Raw genomic sequence first — 21,098 nt, 5'->3', positions numbered from 1 at the left:
GCAGTGGGAGGGAACGGCCAGATGCACGAAGCGATCGCCATGGTGGGGGCGGGGTGCCGGTTTCCCCGCGGAGCCCATGGACTTCCCGAATTCTGGCGCCTCCTGTGCGAGGAGACGGACGCCATCGAGGAAGTCCCCTCGGAGCGGTGGGACGTGGACCGCTACTACGACGCCGATCCCCACAAACGCGGTGCCATGTACAGCCGGTGGGGCTCCTTCCTGGACGGCGTCGACCGGTTCGATCCGGCGTTCTTCGGCATCGCTCCCCGCGAGGCCCACGAAATGGACCCCCAGCAGCGGCTGCTCCTGGAGGTCGCCTGGGAGGCACTGGAGGACGCCGGTCAGGTACCCACTGCCCTGGCCGGCACCCGCACCGCCGTCTACACCGGCGTCATCGGGATGGACTACACACTGCTCCACGCCCACCAGGCCGGGCTCTCCGGTATCGGCGCCTGGTACGCCAGCGGGCGCGAATTCAGTTTCGGCCCCGGCCGGCTGTCGCACTTGCTGGGGCTCCAGGGCCCCAGCATGTCCGTGAACACCGCCTGTTCGTCGTCGCTCGTCGCCATTCACCTGGCGTGCCAGAGCCTGCGGAGCGGCGAGTCCGACCTCGCCCTGGCGGGCGGTGTCAACCTGATCCTCTCCCCGGAACTCAGCATCTTCCTGTGCAAGGTCCGTGCCATGTCCCGGGACGGGCGCTGCAAGCCGTTCGACGCCTCGGCGGACGGAATCGTCCGTGGCGAAGGCTGCGCCTTGGTCGTCCTCAAGCGGCTGTCCGACGCCCTGGCGGACGGCGACGACATTCTCGCCGTCATCCGCGGCACCGCGGTCAATCACGACGGGGCCAGTGCCGGACTCACCGTACCCAGCGGCGAGGCGCAGCAGCGGCTGCTGCGGGATGCGCTGGCCGCGGCGGGCGTGGCGCCCGCCGACATCGGCTATGTGGAGGCCCACGGCACCGGTACACCTCTCGGGGATCCCATCGAGGTGAGCGCGCTGAGGAACGTACTCGGCCAGGACCGCCCGGACAGCCGCCCGCTCTTCGTCGGCTCACTCAAGAGCAACTTCGGCCACATGGACTCCGCGGCGGGCGTCGCCGGACTGCTCAAGGCCGCCTTGGTCCTCCGGCACGGCCGGATCCCCGCCACCATCCATATACGCGAACGCAACCCACGTATCCGGTGGGACTGGCCGGTGGATGTGGCCACCGCGCTCACTCCGCTGCCGGGGGCCGAGGACGGCATGCCGCGGCTGGCAGGGGTCAGCGCCTTCGGACTCAGCGGCACCAACGCGCACGTGATCATCGAGTCCGCCCCCGCGCGTGACGACGCCCGCGCGGCGGAGCCGCAGGGCCCGGTCCTGCTCCCGCTCTCCGCGCGTGCCGACGCCGCTCTCACCGACCTGGCCCGTGCCTACCGCGACCGTCTGGCCGGTGCCGCGGAGGTGCCCGCCCTGCGGGACCTCGCCCATACCGCGGGGGCGCGCAGGGCTCACCACAGCGAGCACCGCCTCGCCGTCACCGGCAGCAGTGCGGACGAACTCGCCGCGCGGCTCGACGCGTTCCTCGCAGGCAGGCCGTCACCCGGCCTGAGCAGCGGCAGCGGGGAGGCCGAGGGGGAACCGGGCATCGTCCTCGCCTTCTCGGGCCAGGGCTCCCAGTGGCCCGGCATGGCCCGTGACCTGCTCGGGGAGGGAGGTGACCGCGGTGCTTTCCGTGACACCTTCAACGCCTGTGACGCCCTCGTCCACGAGCTGGCCGGCTGGTCACCGAAGGACGAGATCGCGGCCCCCGCGGGCGGATCCCGGCTCGCCCGCACCGAGTTCGCCCAGCCCGTGATCTTCGCCGTGCAGGTCGCGCTCGCCGCGCTCTGGCGTTCCTGGGGCATCGAACCGGCAGCAGTGGTCGGTCACAGCATGGGCGAGATCGCCGCGGCACATGTGGCCGGGGCGCTCACCCTGGAGGACGCGGCACGGGTCGCCGTCCACCGCGGCGAGCTGCTGGCCGAATCGGCCGGCCGGGGCCGGATGGCCGTGGTCGAACTGTCCGAGCCGGATACGCGGCACGCTCTGGAACCCTATGCCGGGCTGCTCTGGCCGGCCGCCGCCAACAGCTCCCGTACGACCGTCGTCTCCGGTGCCGCGGAGGCCGCCGAACGTCTGGTGGCCGACCTCGCGGGCCGGGGGACCGGCTGCCGGCTGCTGCCCGGCGACTACCCCTTCCACAGCCCGTACATGGCCCCCTACCAGGACCGGCTCGCGGACCTCCTGGACGGCCTGCGGCCCGGTCCGCCCACCGTCCCGGTGGTCACCACCACCCCCGGGGGAAGGGGGGACGAGCGGCCCTTCGACGTCGCGCACTGGGTACGCAACATCCGCGAACCGGTCCGCTTCGCGGACGCCGTGGACGTTCTGCTGGGCCAGGGGCACACGACCTTCCTGGAGATCGGCCCCCACCCGGTCCTCGCTCTGCCCATCACGCACGCCTTCGATGACACCGGGGTCGAAGACGGGCTGGTGGTGCCGTCCCTGCGGCGGTCGGTCGCCGCGGCGGAGACACTCCTGACCTCTCTGGGAGCTCTTTACGCCGCCGGGGCTCCGGTCAGCTGGGGGGCGGTCCCGCCCCCGGGCGGCCGTCTGGCCAAGCTCCCCTCCTACCCCTGGCAGCGCGGGCGCTACTGGCTCACGCAGGAGCCGCCGCGGACGGATGAGCGGTCGTCAGTGGCACAGCCGCCGCCGGAGACACCGGGTTCGGTGGAAGAGCGGCCGCCGGTGCCGGAGCGGCCGCCGGTGCCGGAGCGGCCGCCGGTGGAAGAGCGGCACGAACCCCCTGCCGCGCGGACTCCCGACGCTCCGCGGGACCGCCGCGAGCTCGAGGAGCTGGTCGCCCTGTCGGCGGCCCAGGTGCTGGGGCACGAGCCCGGCTCGATCCGCCGCCGCCAGGGTTTCGCCGACATGGGCATGGATTCCGTCACCTCGCTCGAACTCCGCAATCTGCTGCAGCCCCAGGTGGGCGCGCTGCCCACGACCGTCGCGTTCGACCACCCCACGGTGGAGCGCCTGACCGGCTATCTGTGGGACCGGCGTGCCGACCGGCCGGCCGAGGAGCCCGCCGCCCCGGAGCGGGCCGTGGTGACGGATCCACCCCGGCCGGCCGCGGCCGGGCCCGAGCCGATCGCGGTCGTCGGCGTCGGGTGCCGCTTCCCCGGCGGGGGCAACGGGCCCGACGGCTACTGGAACATGCTGCTCAGCGCGATCGACGCCATCAGCCTGTCCCCCGAGGGGCGCTTCGACGACCACAGCCGGTGGAAGGGCGCGTGGCTGAAAGACGTCGATCACTTCGACCCCCGGTTCTTCCGGATCCCGCCGCGTGAGGCGAAGGTCATGGACCCGCAGCAGCGGCTCTTCCTGGAAGTGGCCTGGGAGGCCCTGGAACATGCCGGCCAGACCCCCGACCGGCTCGCCGGCACCCGTACCGGCGTATTCGTCGGCATGAACTCCCACGACTACGCCGAGCTCATCGCCAACGCCCCGCAGAACGTCGACGCCTTCTACGGCACAGGCAACTCCTTCTGCTCCACCTCCGGACGCCTCTCCTACTTCCTGGGCGTCCACGGCCCCAGCCTGGCTGTGGACACCGCCTGCTCGTCGTCGCTGGTCGCGGTGCACCTCGCCGTCCGCAGCCTGCGCGGCGGCGAGAGCGACATCGCGATCGTCGGCGGGGTCAATGTCATCGTGCGCAGCACCATCCACCGTGCCAGCCAGGCCGCGGGTGCCCTGGCCGGGGACGGGCGCTGCAAGACCTTCGACGCATCGGCCGACGGCTACAACCGCGGCGAGGGCTGCGGGGTGGTCGTCCTCAAACCGCTCTCCAAAGCCCTTGCCGACGGCGACCGCGTACTGGCGACGATCCTCGGTTCGTCGGTCAACCAGGACGGGCCGAGCAGCGGCCTCACCGTCCCCAACGGTCCCGCCCAGGAGGCTCTTGTCCGCGACGCGCTCGCCGACGCCCGGGTGTCGCCCGCCGAGATCGGGTACGTCGAGGCCCACGGCACCGGCACTCCGCTCGGTGACCCGATCGAGCTCCAGGCCCTCGGCGCGGCACTGAGCGGACTCCCGGGCCGGCAGCGGATCACCGTCGGCTCGGTGAAGACCAACATGGGACACCTGGAAGCGGCCTCCGGGATCGCGGGGCTGATCAAGACGGTCCTGGTCCTGCACCGCGGGGAGATCCCGCCGCATCTCCACTTCAGCGAGCCGAGCCCCGCCATCCCGTGGAGCGAGCTGCCCTTCGACGTGCCGACCCGGGCGGTGCCGTGGCCACAGACCCGGCGCGTCGCCGGCGTCAGCGCCTTCGGGTTCAGCGGCACCAACGCCCACGTGGTGCTCGGCCGGGCGCCACGGCAGTCCGCACCGCAGCGCGCGGGGCGGAGCCCCGAAGACGGCCGGCCGTATCTCCTGCCGCTCTCGGCCTGCGACGAGGCGGCCCTGACCGCCCAGGCCGCCAACTACCGTGAGCTGCTCACCGTCGTCACCGGCGGCGTACAGCCGCAGCCGTGCGGCGACGAGATCGCCACGGCATCCGGCGTCCCGCTGCGCGACCTGTGCTACACCGCGAGTACCCGCCGCGCCCACCAGACGCACCGCCTCACCGTCGTGGGCCGCACCCGCACCGAACTCGCCGAGCGGCTCGCCGCGTTCGAGGACGGCGACCTGGGCCTCGGTGTCTCCACCGGCCGGGCGGACGGTGGCGCCGAGCGGAAACTGGCGTTCGTCTTCTCCGGCCACGGCTCCCAGTGGCGCGGCATGGCCCGGGTCCTGCTGAGACAGGACCCGGCGTTCCACGAAGCCATGGCTTGGTGCGACGGCCATCTGCGCCCGCACATCGGCTGGTCGGTCCTGGACCACCTCGAACGGGGCGCCGACACCCCGTCGGGGCCGCGGCAGCAGGAGCTGATCTTCGCGGTCCAGACCGCCCTCGCCCGCCGCTGGCAGTCGCTCGGAGTGCGGCCCGCCGCGATGGTCGGCCACAGCATGGGCGAGGTGGCGGCGGCCCAGGCGGCCGGCGTTCTCGGCATCGAGGACGCGGCGCGGCTGATCCACGAGCGCGCCGCCGTCCAGGAACGCCTGGTCGGCACCGGCGCCATGGGTGTGGTGGGCCTGCCGGCGGACGAGGCCGAGGCGGCGCTCGCCGGATACGAGGACCGGCTGTGGGTGGCGCTGAGCAACAGCGCCCGCAGCACGGTGCTGTCCGGTGACGAGACCGCGCTGGAGGAGGTGATGGCGGGGCTCAACCGGCGCCGGGTGTTCAGCCGCCGGATCGACGCCGCGGGTGCCGGCCACTGCCCGCTCGTCGAGCCCCTCGACCGCGAACTGGCCGACCGCCTCTCGTGGATCAGGCCGGCGGCCGGGGACGTGCCCTGCTACTCCTCCGTGACCGGGGGCCTCCTGGACGGTGGCGCGTTCGGGGCCGCGTACTGGGGCCGGAACCTGCGCGACCGGGTGCGGTTCTCCAGCGCGGTCCGGGCCCTGGCGGGCGACGGATTCGACACCTTCGTGGAGGTCTCCCCTCATCCGCTGCTGCTGACCTTCATCGAACAGGACCTGCGCGACCTCGGCGTGGACGGCGTCCTCGTGCCCTCCCTGCGCCGGGACAGTGACGACTTCATCGTCATGCTCGACTCGCTCGGCACACTGCACACGCACGGCTATGCCGTGGACTGGCAGCGGATGTATCCGGCGGGCGGGCTGCTCGCCGACACACCGGCCTATCCCTGGCAGCGCAAGCGCTACTGGCTGGCCGGCCCGCAGGGCGGGACGCCGCACGGGGTGGCCCCACGCGCGGCCGGGGCCGGGAAGGACGGGGCCGCGCATCCGCTGCTGGCCCGTCGGACCCGGGCCGCGGGGAGCGCGGGCACGCGGCTGTTCGAGGCAGATCTGGACGGTGGACTGCTCGGCACCTTGCCCACGGGCGGACTGTGGGGAGCCAGGCTGGTGCCGGGCGCGGCCTGGCTGGAGATGGCGCTGGCGGCCGGCCGGGAGCGCTTCGGCGCCGGGCCGCTGTGTCTGGAGGCGGCGGAGCTGCCCGATCCGCTGCTGCTCGACGGCGCGGCGGACGGAGCCGGGGGCGAACCCGCCATGACGGTCGCGCAGCTCACCCTGACCGACGCGGCCACGGAGGGAGCGGCGGACACGGCGCTCTTCACGGTGCACACCTTCCCGGCCTCCCCGGAGACCGGGACGGCAGCGGCGGTACGGGCCCGGGGCCGCGTGACGGCCGGCGCGGACGTGGCGGGCACGGCAGCGGCCGCGCCGCCCGCGTTCACCGGCACTGCCGAAGAGCTGGACCCGGCGGAGCCGGCCGAGGTCCTGGCCGCGGCCGGCGTCGGCCTGGACGGGCTGCGGCTGACGGCGGCCGGGCGCGCCGACGCCACCTTCACGGCCGAGTTCGCGTGCGACCCGGCCGGTACGGGATGGATCCTGCCGCCCGGGCTGCTCGAGGCGGCGCTGCGCACGCTGGCGCTGGCAGCGGGGGTGACGCCGCAGGACCCGCCGCCGCTGCCGCGGTCCGTGACGCGGCTGGTGCTGCTCCGTGACCCGGAGGGACCGCGGCTGACGGTGCGTGCCCGTCTCACCGACCGCTCCGGCCCCGGCGTGCGCGGTGACATCTCGGTACGCGACGCGGACGGAACACCGGTCGCCCTGCTCTTCGGCGTGGCCCTGGAACCGCCGCGTGCCACGCCGGCCGCGGCGGGGACGCGTGCCCTGCTCTACACCCACCGGTGGCAGCCCTGCCCCCGCGCCGCCGCACTCCCGGTGCCCGAGCCGGTGGACGGCGCGTGGTGGCTGGTGCTCGCGGACCGGGGCGGCGTGGCCGACGCGCTGTCCGCACAGCTCGCCGCCCGGGGGGAGAGGACCGTACGCATAGCCCCCGGCGACGCCGCGGGACCCGGTGGGCTCGCCAAGCTGGTACGGGACAGTCTCCGTACCCCGGGCTGCCGTGGCGCCGTCCATCTGTGGGCACTGGACCTCCCCGTCGGCGCGGGCGCCGCCGCCCTCACCGACCCGGCTGCCGGATGCGCCTACGACGCCGTCCTCGGCCTCGCCCGCGTGCTGGGCGCGGCCGGGACCGCACGGCCCGTCTGGTACGTCACGCGCGGTGCCTGTGCGGCCGGTATCTCCGGTGCGGACGTGCCGGTGGCCGAGACCCACGCACCGCTGTGGGCCCTGGCCGGAGTCGCCGCCCTCGAACACCCCGCCGCCTGGGGCGGTCTGCTCGACCTGGACCCGCGTCCGGTCGGCCCCGACGCCGAAGCCGCCGCGCTCATCGACGAACTCACGGCGCCCGACGGCGAGGACCACATCGCGTTGCGCTCCGGGCGGCGCCTGGTGCAACGCGTGGCACGGGACCGTACGGCCGGGCCGGTACTGCCCGCGGGGCCGCCCGAGCCCGGTGGCGCGTACCTGGTCGCCGACGGTGCGAGCCCCCTCGGCCTGCACATCGCCCGCTGGCTGACCGGGCGCGGCGCCGGACGTGTCGTCCTCACGTCCCGGCCCGAAGCGGTGCCCGGCCCGGACGTCGACGACGAGCTGGACCGGCTGCGTGCTGCCGGCGGCGCGGAGCTGCTGACCGTGCCGTGCGACCCGGCAGATCCCGCCGGCCTGGCCACCGCGCTGGAGACCGCGTGCGCGGGTGGCCTGCCGTTGCGCGGAGTGGTCTGGCTCGCCGTCGACTGGGAACTGTGCGACACCGCGGGCGTCGGTCTGCCCGAGATCACCGATGCCGTCCGGGACCGCGCGCTCGGCGCCTGGCACCTGGACCAACTGCTGGACGCCCGGGGCGCCGAGGGCGGGCTTGAGCTCTTCGTCGCCTTCAGCGGCATCGCCTCGTCCTGGGGTTCGCTGGGTGCGGCCCGCCAAGCCCCGGCCGACGCGCTGCTGGCGGCCCTCGTCCAGCGGCGCCGTGCCCGAGGCCACGCCGGTCTGTGCGTGCGCTGGGCGCCGTGGGACGAGGTCGGCCGGCTCACCAAGGAGAGCAGGGCGATGCTGGTCAGGGCCGGTCTGGAGCCGCTGCGGCCCGAGACGGCGGTGGCGGCGCTGGACCATCTCGTCGCGTCCGGGCCCGTCGAGGCGGGCGTCTGCCAGGTGGACTGGGGGCTCATGCTGCCCCTCTATCAGCAGACGGGCTGGCCGCTGTTCCACGATCTGGAGCCCGGCGACGACACGGCGGGTGCCACCGCGGCGGCCGCCCTCCTCCAGGAGCTGGCGGCACTGGCACCGGAGGAGCGCCAGGGTGTCCTCGTGGGCCACGTTCTGACCGAGACAGCCGTGGTGCTCGGCGCCGATTCGGGTGATGAACTCGACTCCGCCCAGGGCTTCTTCGACCTCGGCATGAACTCGATCACGGCCCTGGAGATGAAGGTCCGGCTGCAGCGGCGCTTCGACTGCTCACTGCCGAACACGCTCGTATTCGAGTACCCGAACGCCGAGGCACTCGCCGGATATCTGGCGGCGGACGTGCTCGGCCTCGGCGGTCAGGCCGAACCCCCCGCCCCGGACGGGGAGCCCGCCGCCGACCGGGACGACGACCTCGTGGCCCGCTTCGAGCGCGAGATGGCCGGGGTCCGGGCCCTGGGCCTCGGGCGTGCTCAACGGACCCGTACGGATACCGAGTACCGCGGAGAGGCGGAGCAATGACCGGAACGGACATGGACGACCGGGCCAGGCTGACCCACGCCCTCGATATGATCGCGCAGCTCAGGACCCGGCTGGAGCGGTACCAGCGGACGGACGGGCCGATCGCGATCATCGGGATGGGGTGCCGCCTCCCCGGCGGTTCCGGTTCCCCGGAGGCGTTCTGGCAGGTGCTCCGCGACGGTACGGACACCATCTCCCGCTTCCCGGCCGACCGGGGCGACGCGGATGCCGTGTACGACCCCGACCCGGATGCTCCGGGCAAGGCGTACTGCGTCGAGGGCGGGTTCATCGACCGGGCCGATGGATTCGATGCCTCGCTCTTCGGCATCTCGCCGGCCGAGGCGGTGGCGATGGACCCGCAGCAGCGCCTCACGCTGGAAGTGACCTGGGAAGCGCTGGAGCGTGCCGGTATCGCCCCCGACCGCCTGGAGACCACCGCGACCGGCGTCTTCCTCGGTGCCAGCACCAGCGACTACGCGCGCATGCGCCAGCAGCTCACCGATGTGACGGATGTGGACGCCTACCAGCTGATGGCGGAGCCCGCGTTCCTCGCCGGCCGCGTCGCCTATCACTTCGGGCTGCGCGGCCCCGCGCATGTCGTCGATACGGCCTGCTCCTCGTCGCTGCTGGCGGCTCACCTCGCCTGCCAGAGCCTGCGTCGCGGGGAGTGTGATCTCGCGCTGGCCGGCGGGGTCAGCCTGATGCTGACGCCCTATGGGTTCGTACTGGTGAGCAAGGCGGGGGCACTCTCGCCCGACGGGCGCTCCAAGGCGTTCGACGCCTCGGCCAACGGCTACGCGCGCGGCGAGGGGTGCGGGGTCGTCGTGCTGAAGCGGCTGGCGGACGCACTGGCGGACGGCGATCCGGTGGTGGCCGTCATCCACGGGAGCGCGGTCAACCACGACGGACGCTCCAGCGGCATCTCGGTGCCCAGCGGTCCGGCACAGCAGGAGGTGATCAGGGCGGCCCTGGCGGACGCCGGAGTGGCCCCCGGCGAGATCGGGTACGTCGAGGCGCACGGTACGGGCACGATGCTCGGCGACCCCATTGAACTCCGCGCCCTGGAGGCGGTGCTGGGTCCCGGCCGTCCGGCGGACCGGCGCGTCTACGTCGGGTCGGTCAAGACGAACGTCGGCCACCTGGAGGCCGCCGCCGGGGTGACCGGGCTGATGAAGCTCGCGCTCGCGCTCCAGCACGGACAGATTCCGCCGAGCCTGCACTTCACCGAGCCCAATCCGAACGTGGACTGGGAAAATCTGCACCTCACCGTCCCCACCGCTCCGACGGCCTGGCCCGCGGCGGCCGCCGGCCGCTACGCGGGGGTGAGCTCCTTCGGGGTCAGCGGCACCAATGTGCACGTGGTGCTGGGCGAGGCCCCTGCGCGGCCGGCCGCGGAGCCGCCGCGGACGACGCCGGAGCGGTCGCACGATCTGCTGGTCCTGTCCGCGACGTCCCAGGCCGCCCTGAGCGATCTGGCCGCCCGGTACGCCGCCCGCCTCGGCCTGCCGCGGGAGTACGCCGCCGGGGCAGGCGAACAGGGCGTGGACGGCCGTACGAGCGGCGGCAGCGCAGGCGGTGCCGCCTCGCTGGGGGAAGTGTGCCGGGCCGCCGCCCTGGGGCGGGCACAACTGCCGTACCGGATGTCGCTGGTGGCCGGCTCCGCCGGTGAGCTGGGCGAACGGCTGGGCCGGTTCGCCGCCGGACGGGCCACGCCGGGGATCATCACCGGTCGGGCCTCGCCCCGCAGGCGCGCGAAGGTGGCGTTCCTCTTCACCGGCCAGGGCAGCCAGTACCCCGGCATGGGCCGCAGGCTGTACGCCACCGAACCGGTGTTCCGCGCCGGCCTCGACGAGTGCGACGCCCTCCTCCGCGACCATCTCGACCGCCCGCTGCTCGACGTACTCCACGGCAGCCCCGACGACACCGCGCTCCTGGACCGGACCGCCTGTACCCAGCCCGCCCTCTTCGCCGTCGAGTACGCCCTCACCCGCCTGTGGCGCTCCTGGGGGATCAGGCCCGGTGCCGTCCTCGGGCACAGTGTCGGCGAGTACGTGGCCGCCTGTGTGGCGGGGGTGTTCAGCCTCGAGGACGCCCTCGCGCTGGTCACCGCCCGCGCCGGGCTCATGCAGCGGCTCTGCGCGCCAGGCGCCATGATCGCTGTGCCGCTCGCCGCGGAAGAGGCAGAGGCCGAAGCCGCCGCGGACGGCGGCCCCGTCTCGCTCGCCGCCGTCAACGGCGAGCGCGAGACCGTGCTGTCCGGCGCCGCCGATGCCATCGACCGCATCGCCGCACGGCTCGACGGGCGCGGGATCCGGGCCCGCCGACTGCGCGTCTCGCACGCCTTCCACTCGCCCCTGGTCGAGCCGTCGCTGGCGCAACTGCGCGCGGCGGCCTCGCGGATACGGTTCACCGCGCCGCGCATTCCCCTCATCTCCAACCTCACCGGAGAGCCCGTCGGCCCCGACACCCTCGCCGACCCCGACTACTGGTGCCGGCACGCTCGCAGGCCCGTCCGGTTCGCCGACGGACTGCACACCCTGGACCGGCTCGGCTTCACCACCTTCCTGGAGATCGGCCCCGGCCGGACACTGCTCGGCCTCGGGTCCACCGCCCTCCCCGGACAGGACCGCACATGGCTCGCCTCCCTGCGCCGGACCACCGACGACGTCGAGCAGATCCGTACGGCGCTGGGCGGCCTGTATGTGCTCGGTGCCCCGGTGGACTGGCAGGCGGTGCACGCCGGGTCACCTTCCAGGCCCGTGGCCCTTCCTACGTACGCCTTCCAGCGCGACCGCTACTGGTTCGACGAGCGGGAGCCGGCCGTGCCCGCCACCCCCTCGGGTACCGGCGAGGAGACCGGCGCCACCGAGGGGACCCGGGCCACCGACGAGACCCCGGCGCTGCTCGCGCGGCTGACCGAGGCGGCTGCGGACGCGCGGCCCGCTCTCGTCGCCGCCCACCTGCGGGAGCTGCTCGCCACCACGCTGTGGACCCCCGCGGAGGAGATCGGCCCCGACGCCGATCTGCTCGAACTCGGGGTGGACTCGCTGATGGTCGTACAGGTGGTCACGGCCTGCAAGAACGAACTGCGGGTCGGGCTCTCTCCGCGCGAGCTCTTCGAGCGGCCCACGGTCGCCGAATGGGCGGCACTCATCACCGCACACACCGAGCAGGAGCACGGTCTGCCCGGAGCGGCGGGGCGGGGAACGGCAGCCGTGGCCACCGACTGGACCGACCCGGCCGTGCTCAAGGCCGAGGCCGTGCTGGACCCGGACGTCCGGCCCGCGGGCGGCCTGGGGGAGTCCTGGCGCGACCCGGCCGATGTCCTGCTCACCGGCGCCACCGGCTTCGTCGGCGCGTACCTCCTGGACGAACTGCTCCGCTCCACCAAGGCGACGGTCCACTGCCTGGTGCGCGCCGACGACCAGGATGCCGCGCTGGCCCGGCTGCGCGCCAACACCGAGCGCTATCTGCCCTGGCGGGAGGGGGACGAAGAGCGGATCGTGCCGGTCCCCGGCGATCTCTCCCTTCCGCTGCTCGGCCTGCCGGAGGACGTGTTCGACGCGCTCGCCCACCGCGTCGACGCGATTTACCACAACGGCGCCAACGTCAATTTCGTCCAGAGCTTCCGGCAGCTCAGGGCCGCCAACGTGGGCGGCACGCAGGAGATCCTGCGGCTCGCCTGCCGCGGCCCGCTCACCCCGGTCAACCACGTCTCCACGTTCGCCGTCTGGGGGGTGCCCGACGACCTCACCAGCACCTTCACCGAGGACGACGCCCTGGACCGGGCCGGCCGCCTGCCCAACGGCTATCTGCAGTCCAAGTGGATGGCGGAGAATCTCGTACGCGCCGCACGTGAGCGCGGGGTACCGGTCAATGTCTACCGGCTCGGCCAGATCATGGGCGACTCGCGCTTCGGCGCCTGTGTCACCAACAGCTTCACCTGCGCGGTCATCAAGGGCTGTATCCAGTTCGGCTCGGCGCCCGAGCTCGACATGCTCGTCGAGATGACCCCCGCCGACTACGTCAGCCGGGCCCTGGTACACGCCTCCACGACGAGTGACTTCGGACGCAACTTCCATCTCCTCAACCCTGAGCGCATGCCTTTCGAGGAGCTGGTCGGTTACCTCCAGCGGCGCGGGTGGCCGGTCGGGCAGCGGCCGGGGCCCGCGTGGGTGGCGGACTTCCGCGCCCGGGTCGGCCTTGAGGAGAACGCGCTCCACCCGCTCATCGACACCATCAGCGAGATCGTCCGGGTCGGCCAGGACTCCATGACGTACCGGGTGGACAACCTGCTGCGCGCCCTGGACGGCAGCGGCATCACCTGCCCGCCGCTCGACGACGCCCTCCTCGACACGTACTTCGACTGGATGGTCCGCACCGGCTTCCTCCCCTCGCCCGACCAGCCCCGCGCACAGTCCCGGACGGAGCAGCAGCCATGAACACGCGCGATCCCGAACACCCTCAGGAGCAGGCACCCCGCGACGTCGCCATCCTGGGCGGATCCATCGCCGCGGCGACCCTGGCGGCTGTTCTGGCCGCCAACCAGGTGCAGGTGACCGTGGTCGACGAGGCCGGGCCGCCCCCCTTCCCACAGGGTGAGATGGGGGTGCACGCGGCCGGGCTCTTCCGCATCCTGGCCGAGCGTTACCAGGTGCCGGAACTGGCCCGTCTGTCCACCGTCAAGGACATCCACGAACACATCACCGAGACCGTCGGCGCGGAGCACTGCCACAGCTTCGTCTACCACCGGGAGGGCCGGCCCCAGGATCCGTCCGAGCTCATCCAGATCTGCCCGCCCAAGGGCGCGCCGCCCGAGCCGCACTTCTACCGGCCGGACATCGACGCCCACCTGCTGCGGGTCGCCCAGAACAGGGGTGCCGACGTACGCCGGGGCATCAAGGTCACCGCGGCGGTGCCGGACGCGGACGGCGTGCTGGTCTCCCTCTCGGACGGGAGCCGGCTCCGGGCGCGGTACCTGGTGGACGCGACCGGACCCGGTTCGCCGCTGGTGGCCGGGCTGGGACTCCGCGAGGAACCGGCCCGCTTCACGACCGCGACCCGCACGCTCACCACCCACATGACGCGGGTGCGGCCGTTCGCCGAGGTGGTGGCCGACCGGGCCGCGGCGTACAAGGCGCCGATGCCGTGGGCCCGAGGCAGCATGCACCATCTCACGGACGGCGCGTATCTGTCGGTGCTGCCCTTCGGCAACTACCGGGACCGCGCACCTGACATGGTCAGTGTCGGTCTGACACTGGACACCGGCCGCTTCCCGGCCGGGGACCGTGCCGGGCACACGGCCGAGGCCCGGTTCCGGGCCTTCGTCGCTCGCTTCCCCACGCTGGCCGCCCAGTTCGAGGACGCGGTCGCCGAGCATCCGTGGCTGTCCACCGAGCGCAACCAGTACGCGGTGAGCCGCACCGTGGGGAACCGCTGGTGCCTCATCGGGGACGCCGCCGGCTATGTCGATCCCTTCATATCGAGGGGACTGGGCATCGCTCTGGAGACCGTGAACGTCCTCGCCCGGCGGCTGCTGGACGCCGTGGCCGACGGAGACTTCTCCCTCGAACGCTTCGCACCCGTGGACGACTTCACCCGCTGCCACCTCGACGCGAACGACGAACTGGCCGCCATGGTGCACGCCTCGCTGCGCGACCCGGCGCTGGTGAAGTCCGTTCTCTTCGTCCTTGAGGTCGGCTTCCGCTTCGGCGGGTTCCCGCTGCTCACCGCCTACTCGGAGCTCCGCTCCACGGGCAGTGACGCGGCGCTGCGGGCTCTGGAGACGGTGCCGTACCGCGGGCATGTCTTCGCCGGCCACGAGGGCTACCACCGGCTCTTCGCGGCGACCGGCGCCACCTGTGCGGCGGTCGCCGCCGGCGAGCTCGATCCCCGTACCGCGAGCGAGCGGATCTTCCGGTCGGTCCGCGAGGCGGAGTTCGTGCCCGCGGCCTTCAAGCTCAACGATCCCGCGGCCCGCTTTCTGCAGATCACCCCGGTCACCCTGCTCAGGCTCGCTCTGTGGACGGTGCGCGGGGCGCCCCGGGACATCGCCCCGCTGATCCGCACCGGGATCAAGACCGTGCTGCGGGGAGGCTGATCCGCGCCGTACCGCCCATCACCGCCCCGTACCGCCCTGTCCCGTCCGCCACCCGCATGGAAGAACCAAGGAGCACGCATGGGAACCCCTGCCCGTTTCACCGGTACCGTCCTCACTTCCGGGGACGCCGGTTTCGAGGACGCGAGCCGCACCTGGAACGCGTGCTACGCCTCCCGCCCCCGCGAAGTGATGGTCTGTCACAGCACCGAAGCGGTGGCGGATGCCCTGCAGAGCGTACGCGAGCGCGGCGTCCCGTTCCGGGTCCGCTCAGGCGGTCACTCCATGGCCGGGCTGAGCAGCATCGAGGACGGGGTGATCATCGACCTGGGCGGCCTGGATTCCATCACCCTCAGTGAGGACGGCTCGCTGGTGACCGTCGGCGGCGGGGCCCGCCTCGGTGATGTCTACCGTGAGCTGTGGAAGGCCGGCGTGACCGTACCGGCCGGCACCTGCCCGCGGATCGGCATCGGCGGCCATGTGCTGGGCGGCGGCATGGGCGTCCTCTCCCGGTCGCGCGGCGCGCTGGTCGACCACCTCGCGGGCCTGGAGCTGGTCGACGCCGACGGCCGGGTGCGCAAGGTCGACGAGGACGAGCACCCCGATCTCTTCTGGGCCTGCCGGGGCGGCGGAGGCGGCAGCTACGGCATCGCCACCTCGTACACGCTCCGCACCTCGCCGGTCTCCGATGTCACGATCTTCACCATCGGCTGGAGCTGGGAGCGGTTCGGCCCGGCGGTGAAGGCCTGGCAGAGCTGGCTGGCCTCGGCGGAGGACCGTATCAACACCTTCCTCTCGATCTTCCCGCGCCAGCAGGACCTGCTGGTGGCCTTCGGTGTGTTCGACGGCCCGGCCGCGGAATTCGAGGAGCTGGTGCGGCCGCTCGTGGCCGCGGCGGAGCCGGAGACCCAGGTCATCGAATCGGTGCCGTTCATCCAGGCGATCGACACGGTGGAGGCTCTCCAGGGCGAGGCGGCAGCGGCCGATCAGGTACGTGCCCAGGGCAGTTCGGCCATCATCGTCGAGCCGCTGAACGACGAGGCCATCGCCACCCTTCAGAAGTTCCTCACCGATCCGCCGAGCCACCGCGGCGAGGTGGCCGTCTACGGCATGGGAGGGGCCATCGGCCACCGGGCGCGCACCGAGACCGCGTTCGTGCACCGGACCGGGCTGATGGCCTTCGAGTACCGCACCGACTGGGACCTGCCCGAGGACGACGGGAAGAACCTCGCCTGGATCAAGGCGCTGCGCCATGCGATGGCGGAGCACACCACGGGCGCCGCGTACGTCAACACCATCGACCTGGCCCTGGAGAACTGGCTGTGGGCCTATTACGAGGAGAACCTGCCGCGGCTCATGGAGGTCAAGCGCCGGTACGACCCCGGCAATGTCTTCCACCACCCGCACAGCATCCCGGTGTCCGTCACCGAGGAGGACATCGCCCGCCACGGCATACCGGAGCCGGTGGCCGCCGAGCTCAGGTCCGCCGGGCTGCTCCAGAACTGACGGATCGTCACTTCAAGCTATCGAGGAGGTCATACGCTATGGCACGTACCGAGCAGGAGATTCTGGCCGGGGTCGCGGAGATTCTGCATGACGTCTGCGGGATCGCACCCGCGAGGACCACCGCGGAGAAGTCCTTCGTCGACGACCTGGACGTCGACTCCCTGTCCATGTACGAGATCGGCATGACGGCCCAGGACCGATTCGACGTCGAGGTGCCGGACGAGGACATGAGGGGATTGCGCACCGTGGGCGATCTGGTCGCCTACATCCAGGGGGCGGGAGTCACCGCATGACCCCCGGCCGCCCCGCCGGCCCTGCCCGATCCGCCTCCGACGGCCGTGAGGTGGTCGTCACCGGACTGGGGATGTGCACCCCGGTCGGCGGCGATGCCCCGGCGACCTGGAAAGCGCTTCTCGCGGGCGTCTGCGGGGTGCGCGCCATCGGGGCGGCGTGGGCGGACGAACTGCCGGTGCGGATCGCCGCCCCGGTGGCCGCTTCGCCGGCCGAGCGACTGGCGAGGCATGAGATCCGCCGTCTGGGCAGGGTGCAGCAGCTTGCCTTGCTGGCCGCTCGCGAGGCGTGGGCGGACGCGGGGGCGCCGGAGACGCCGCCCGAGCGGTTCGGGGTGGCGGTCTCCTCCGGAGGCGGGGGGGTGGGGAGTCTGCTCGATCAGTACGACGTGCTGCGGGAGCGCGGATGGAAGCGGGTCTCCCCGCTCACCCTCCCGATGTACATGGCGAACGGCCCAGCGGCCTGGGTCTCCCTGGAGTTCGGCGCCGCCGCCGAGCTGCACGCCCCCGCCAGTGCCTGCGCATCGGGCGCGGACGCGCTGGCCCGCGGCCGCGAGCTGATCCGGTCCGGGCAGGCGGACGTGGTGCTCGCCGGCGGCGCCGACGCGATGATCCACCCGGTCATCGTGGCGGGGTTCGCGGCCATGCGCGCGCTCTCCCGGCGCAACGACGACCCGAAGGGCGCCTCCCGGCCTTTCGACGCGGGGCGCGACGGCTTCGTCCTGGGCGAGGGCGCCGGGGTCATGGTGCTGGAGTCGGCCGCCCATGCGGCCGACCGCGGCGCCCGCGTCTACGCCGAGCTGGCCGGGGCGGGCCGTTCCGCGGACGCGTACCACATCGCCAACCCCGACCCCTCGGGCGCGGGTGCGGGCCGTGCGATGCGCCGGGCGCTCGCCGACGCCGGAGCGGCACCCGTCGAGGTCACACACGTCAACGCGCACGCCACCGGCACACCGCTGGGCGACGCGGCGGAGGCGATGGCGCTGCGTGAGGTGCTGGGACCGGGCCTCGGCGGTGCCTCGGTGGCCGCGACCAAGTCCCTGACCGGGCATCTGCTGGGCGCGGGGGGCGCGGTGGAGGCGGCGGTCACCGCGCTGACGCTCCATCACGGCATCGTTCCGCCCACCGCCAACCTCGATGAGCCCGATACCTCGATCGACGACGACGTCCTGCGCGCCGTGGTCCGGGGCGGGCCGGGGGTGCTTCCCGAGGATGCGGCCGCGGCGCTCAGCAACTCGTTCGCGTTCGGCGGCCAGAACGTCTCCCTGCTCCTGCGCCGCCGGCGGTGACGGCCCACGGGCGGCGGGGCCTGGCGGCGCGTCGGACGGTTGCGGCGCGTCGGGTTCACACGGGGAACTTTCTCACCTACTGTTGAATTCAACATGGGGTGAGTTTTCCTGCGAGGAGAGATCACATGAAGACCGCGATTGAGGTCCAGGACCTCGTGGTGGCCCGCGGCGGGAAAGAGGTGCTGCACCGCCTCTGCACCCGTATCCCGCACGGGGGGATCACCGGACTGCTCGGGCCGAGCGGCAGCGGCAAGACCACACTGATGCGTTCGATCGTGGGTGTGCAGCGGGTGAAATCGGGACGGGTCACGGTGCTCGGCGAAGAGGCGGGCGCCCCGGTGCTGCGCCGGAAGATCGGCTACTTCACCCAGTCCCCCAGCGTCTACGCGGACATGACGGTCAGGGAGAATGTGCGCTACTTCGCCAGCTTCTACGGCCTCGGCAAGGCGGAGGCCGAGGAGACGATCAAAGAGGTGGGCCTCCAGGAGCAGGCCGGCCAGATCGTCCGCACGCTCTCCGGCGGCCAGCACAACCGGGCGTCGCTCGCCTGCGCCCTCGTCAGCCGCCCCGAACTGCTCATCCTGGACGAGCCGACGGTCGGTCTGGACCCGGTGCTCCGCGAGGAACTGTGGGCGCACTTCCGGCAGTTGGCGGCCGACGGCACCACGCTGGTGGTCTCCAGCCACGTCATGGACGAGGCCAACCGGTGCGACCGGCTGATCCTCATCAGAGAGGGGTACGTCGTCGCGGACGACACCCCTGACGTGATCAAGAGCAGGGCCGGGACGGACGATCTGGACCGGGCGTTCCTCACCCTGGTCCAGGAAAAGGTGGAGGTGGCGTGATGTCGGTGCGACTGATGCTGAGCACCACGGCCCGGGTCCTGGGGCAGCTCCGGCACGACCGGCGCTCCATCGGACTCCTGATCGGCGCGCCGCTGCTGCTGCTCACGCTGATCTACTTCATGTTCGAGGAGAACGGGATGCTCCTCGACCGGATCCTGCTGATCATGCTCGGGGTCTTCCCCTTCCTGCTGATGTTCCTGGTCACCAGCATCGCCATGCTCCGGGAACGCACGTCGGGCACGCTGGAGCGGCTCTTCACCACCCCCCTGGGCAAGTTGGACCTGCTCTTCGCCTACGGCCTTGCCTTCGGTCTGGCCGCCACCGTGCAGGCGACCGTGGCGACGACGGTGGCGTACTGGCTGCTCGACCTCGACACGGCGGGCAATGGCGCACTGGTGGTGCTGATCGCGGTGGGGAACGCCCTGCTCGGCGTCGGCCTGGGGCTCCTGTGCAGCGCCTTCGCCCGGACCGAGTTCCAGGCCGTGCAGTTCCTGCCGATCGTGGTGCTGCCCCAGATCCTGCTGTCCGGCCTCTTCGTGCCGCGTGCCGACATGGCCGGCTGGCTGGACGGCGTCAGCACGGCGATGCCGCTGGCGCACGGAGTGGAGGCGTTGCAGGAGGTCGGAGCGTCCGCCGACCCGACGGGGGACCTGTGGCGCGGCTACGGCGTTGTGATGGGATGCGTGGTGCTGTCCCTGGTGCTGGCCGCCGGAACACTGCGGCGGCGCACCGATTAGCCGTCCCCCCGGAAAGAGGAGTGCTCGTGCGGAGACGTAGCGGTCGCCGGCCCGGCAAACCGGACACCCGCGGGGCGATCCTGGAGGCCGCTCGCGCGACGTTCGCCGCTCGCGGTTACGACGGCTCGTCCATCCGGCAGATCGCGGCGAGCGCCGGCGTCGACCCGGCGCTCGTCCACCACTACTTCGGTAACAAGGAAGACCTCTTCCTGGAGGTCGTGAAGCCGCCCATCGAGCCCGCGGCCATGATGGACGACATCTTCGCCGACGGCATCGAGGCCGCTCCCGAGAATCTGGTGCGTGCCTTCCTCGGCGTGTGCGAGGGCCCGGTGACCGGCCCCGCCTTGCTCGGGCTGCTGCGCGGTGCGGTCGCCCATCCATGGCAGGCGCTGCTGCTCCGCGAGTTCTTCACCACGCAGATCGCCCGCCGGGTGGTACGCCGTCTGGGGTCGGCTGTCGACCCCCAGGAACTGCCGCTGCGGGCGTCGCTGGTGTCGAGCCAGCTCTTCGGCCTCGCGGTGGCCCGGTACATGCTGCACATCCAGCCGCTGGCGGACGCCCCGGAGGAGGTCGTGCTCGCGGCCGTCGGGCCCAATATCCGCCGGTACATGCTTGGCGACCTGGGCGCACAGGAGCGCAAAGCGGTGTGAGACCGTTTACGGGGTTTACGAGGTTTACGGGCGCCGTCCTCGTCGGCGAGCAGGTGTGAGGGCCCAGGTCGGAGGGCGTCGCTGTACCGGCCGCAATCGGCCCGGGGGCGCGCGGAATACCCGATTCAATATTACGATCCAGTAGAATTCCAGGCGACAGCGCGAAGGTTCCGGCCTGGCTTGAAGGTTCCCATCTGCCCTTCCCCCATGTTACCTTGACTAAGCGATGAGGGACCATACGGGGGGTACTTTACTGCATGCACATTTTGATCGTGAGTGATAGGACGGTTATCCGGGCCGGTTACCGCATGCTCTTTGAAGGTAAGCCCGATCTTGAGGTCGCCGGAGATGCCGCGGATATCGCGCAGATCGCCGGCATCGTAAACAGTCTGCGACCGGATGTAGTCGTCATAGATTCCGAGACGGATTCGTTGGACGCGGCCGAGGTGATCCGGTTCCTGGGGGCAGAGGCTCCCAGTTCCCCCGCCCTGGTGCTCGTCGGCGAATTCGACGAGCAGGTGCAGCGGCTGCTGCGGGCCGGCGCCCGTGGCCTGCTGCACAACCGTTCGTCCCCGGCCGAGATCGTGTCCGCGGTCCGGCTGGTCGCGGCCGGATACTCCCTGCTCTTCCCCTGCCGTGGCCGGAGGCTTGCCGACTGGCCGACCCCGGCCGACGGCGACGAGCAGGAGTCGGGGCGCGAGGGATTGGGGAGGCTGACGCGCCGTGAGGTGGATGTGCTCCGGCTCATCGCGCGTGGCTGCAGCAATGCCGAAATCGCCGATGTGCTCTACGTAAGTGAGAGTACAGTGAAATCCCATGTGCAGCGTATGCTCGATAAACTGGACCTGCGAAATCGTGTGCATGCCGTGATCTACGCGTACGAGATCGGAATGGTCCGGACGGCAGGGTTGGCCGCGAGGCTTCCCGTGTCACCTGTCGGGTAAATGGGGGAGCCCTCCCTTTTCCCGGGGGGGCTCCCACATGCAACCC

At 72.3% G+C, this 21,098-nt stretch carries 10 protein-coding genes; all 10 read left to right on the top strand.

Annotated elements, in window-relative coordinates; translation table 11 throughout:
- Positions 1–21 precede the first annotated feature (21 nt).
- The 10 genes from ABZS71_RS18795 to ABZS71_RS18750 all read left to right on the top strand — a co-directional run bounded on the left by ABZS71_RS18795 (position 22) and on the right by ABZS71_RS18750 (position 21,052).
- Positions 22–8,694 carry a beta-ketoacyl synthase N-terminal-like domain-containing protein gene (locus tag ABZS71_RS18795; RefSeq protein ID WP_356211414.1) on the top strand — a complete coding sequence of 2,891 codons (8,673 nt, stop codon included), beginning with the start codon at positions 22–24 and terminating at the stop codon, positions 8,692–8,694.
- Positions 8,691–13,136 (top strand): thioester reductase domain-containing protein, encoded by a 4,446-nt coding sequence (locus ABZS71_RS18790; protein ID WP_356211411.1) that lies wholly within the window; start codon positions 8,691–8,693, stop codon positions 13,134–13,136. The genes ABZS71_RS18795 and ABZS71_RS18790 overlap by 4 nt, the downstream gene beginning before the upstream one ends.
- Positions 13,133–14,794 (top strand): FAD-dependent monooxygenase, encoded by a 1,662-nt coding sequence (locus tag ABZS71_RS18785; protein ID WP_356211408.1) that lies wholly within the window; start codon positions 13,133–13,135, stop codon positions 14,792–14,794. The genes ABZS71_RS18790 and ABZS71_RS18785 overlap by 4 nt, the downstream gene beginning before the upstream one ends.
- A 78-nt stretch (positions 14,795–14,872) precedes the next feature.
- Positions 14,873–16,297 carry an FAD-binding oxidoreductase gene (locus ABZS71_RS18780; RefSeq protein ID WP_356211405.1) on the top strand — a complete coding sequence of 475 codons (1,425 nt, stop codon included), beginning with the start codon at positions 14,873–14,875 and terminating at the stop codon, positions 16,295–16,297.
- Between the two features lie 38 nt (positions 16,298–16,335).
- Complete coding sequence (locus ABZS71_RS18775; protein WP_355848541.1) at positions 16,336–16,590, top strand: acyl carrier protein; 255 nt, start codon at positions 16,336–16,338, stop codon at positions 16,588–16,590.
- Positions 16,587–17,876: a beta-ketoacyl-[acyl-carrier-protein] synthase family protein gene (locus tag ABZS71_RS18770; protein ID WP_356211402.1), complete on the top strand. Its 1,290-nt coding sequence runs from the start codon at positions 16,587–16,589 to the stop codon at positions 17,874–17,876. Before ABZS71_RS18775 ends, ABZS71_RS18770 begins: the two co-directional genes overlap by 4 nt.
- A gap of 125 nt (positions 17,877–18,001) precedes the next feature.
- Positions 18,002–18,721 (top strand): ABC transporter ATP-binding protein, encoded by a 720-nt coding sequence (locus tag ABZS71_RS18765; protein ID WP_356211399.1) that lies wholly within the window; start codon positions 18,002–18,004, stop codon positions 18,719–18,721.
- On the top strand, positions 18,721–19,458 hold the full coding sequence (locus ABZS71_RS18760; RefSeq protein WP_355848550.1) for an ABC transporter permease: 738 nt from the start codon (positions 18,721–18,723) through the stop codon (positions 19,456–19,458). The genes ABZS71_RS18765 and ABZS71_RS18760 overlap by 1 nt, the downstream gene beginning before the upstream one ends.
- 26 nt (positions 19,459–19,484) lie before the next feature.
- Complete coding sequence (locus tag ABZS71_RS18755; protein WP_355848553.1) at positions 19,485–20,108, top strand: TetR family transcriptional regulator; 624 nt, start codon at positions 19,485–19,487, stop codon at positions 20,106–20,108.
- A 257-nt stretch (positions 20,109–20,365) separates the two neighbouring features.
- Entirely contained in the window at positions 20,366–21,052 is a 687-nt protein-coding gene (locus ABZS71_RS18750) for a response regulator transcription factor (protein WP_356211396.1), read from the top strand.
- Positions 21,053–21,098: the final 46 nt, after the last annotated feature.

This window comes from Streptomyces sp. NPDC005393, from assembly GCF_040606675.1.
Taxonomy (GTDB): Bacteria; Actinomycetota; Actinomycetes; order Streptomycetales; family Streptomycetaceae; genus Streptomyces.
The sequence above is the reverse complement of the archived record's forward strand: the minus strand, read 5'-3'. Positions and strand labels throughout refer to the sequence as shown.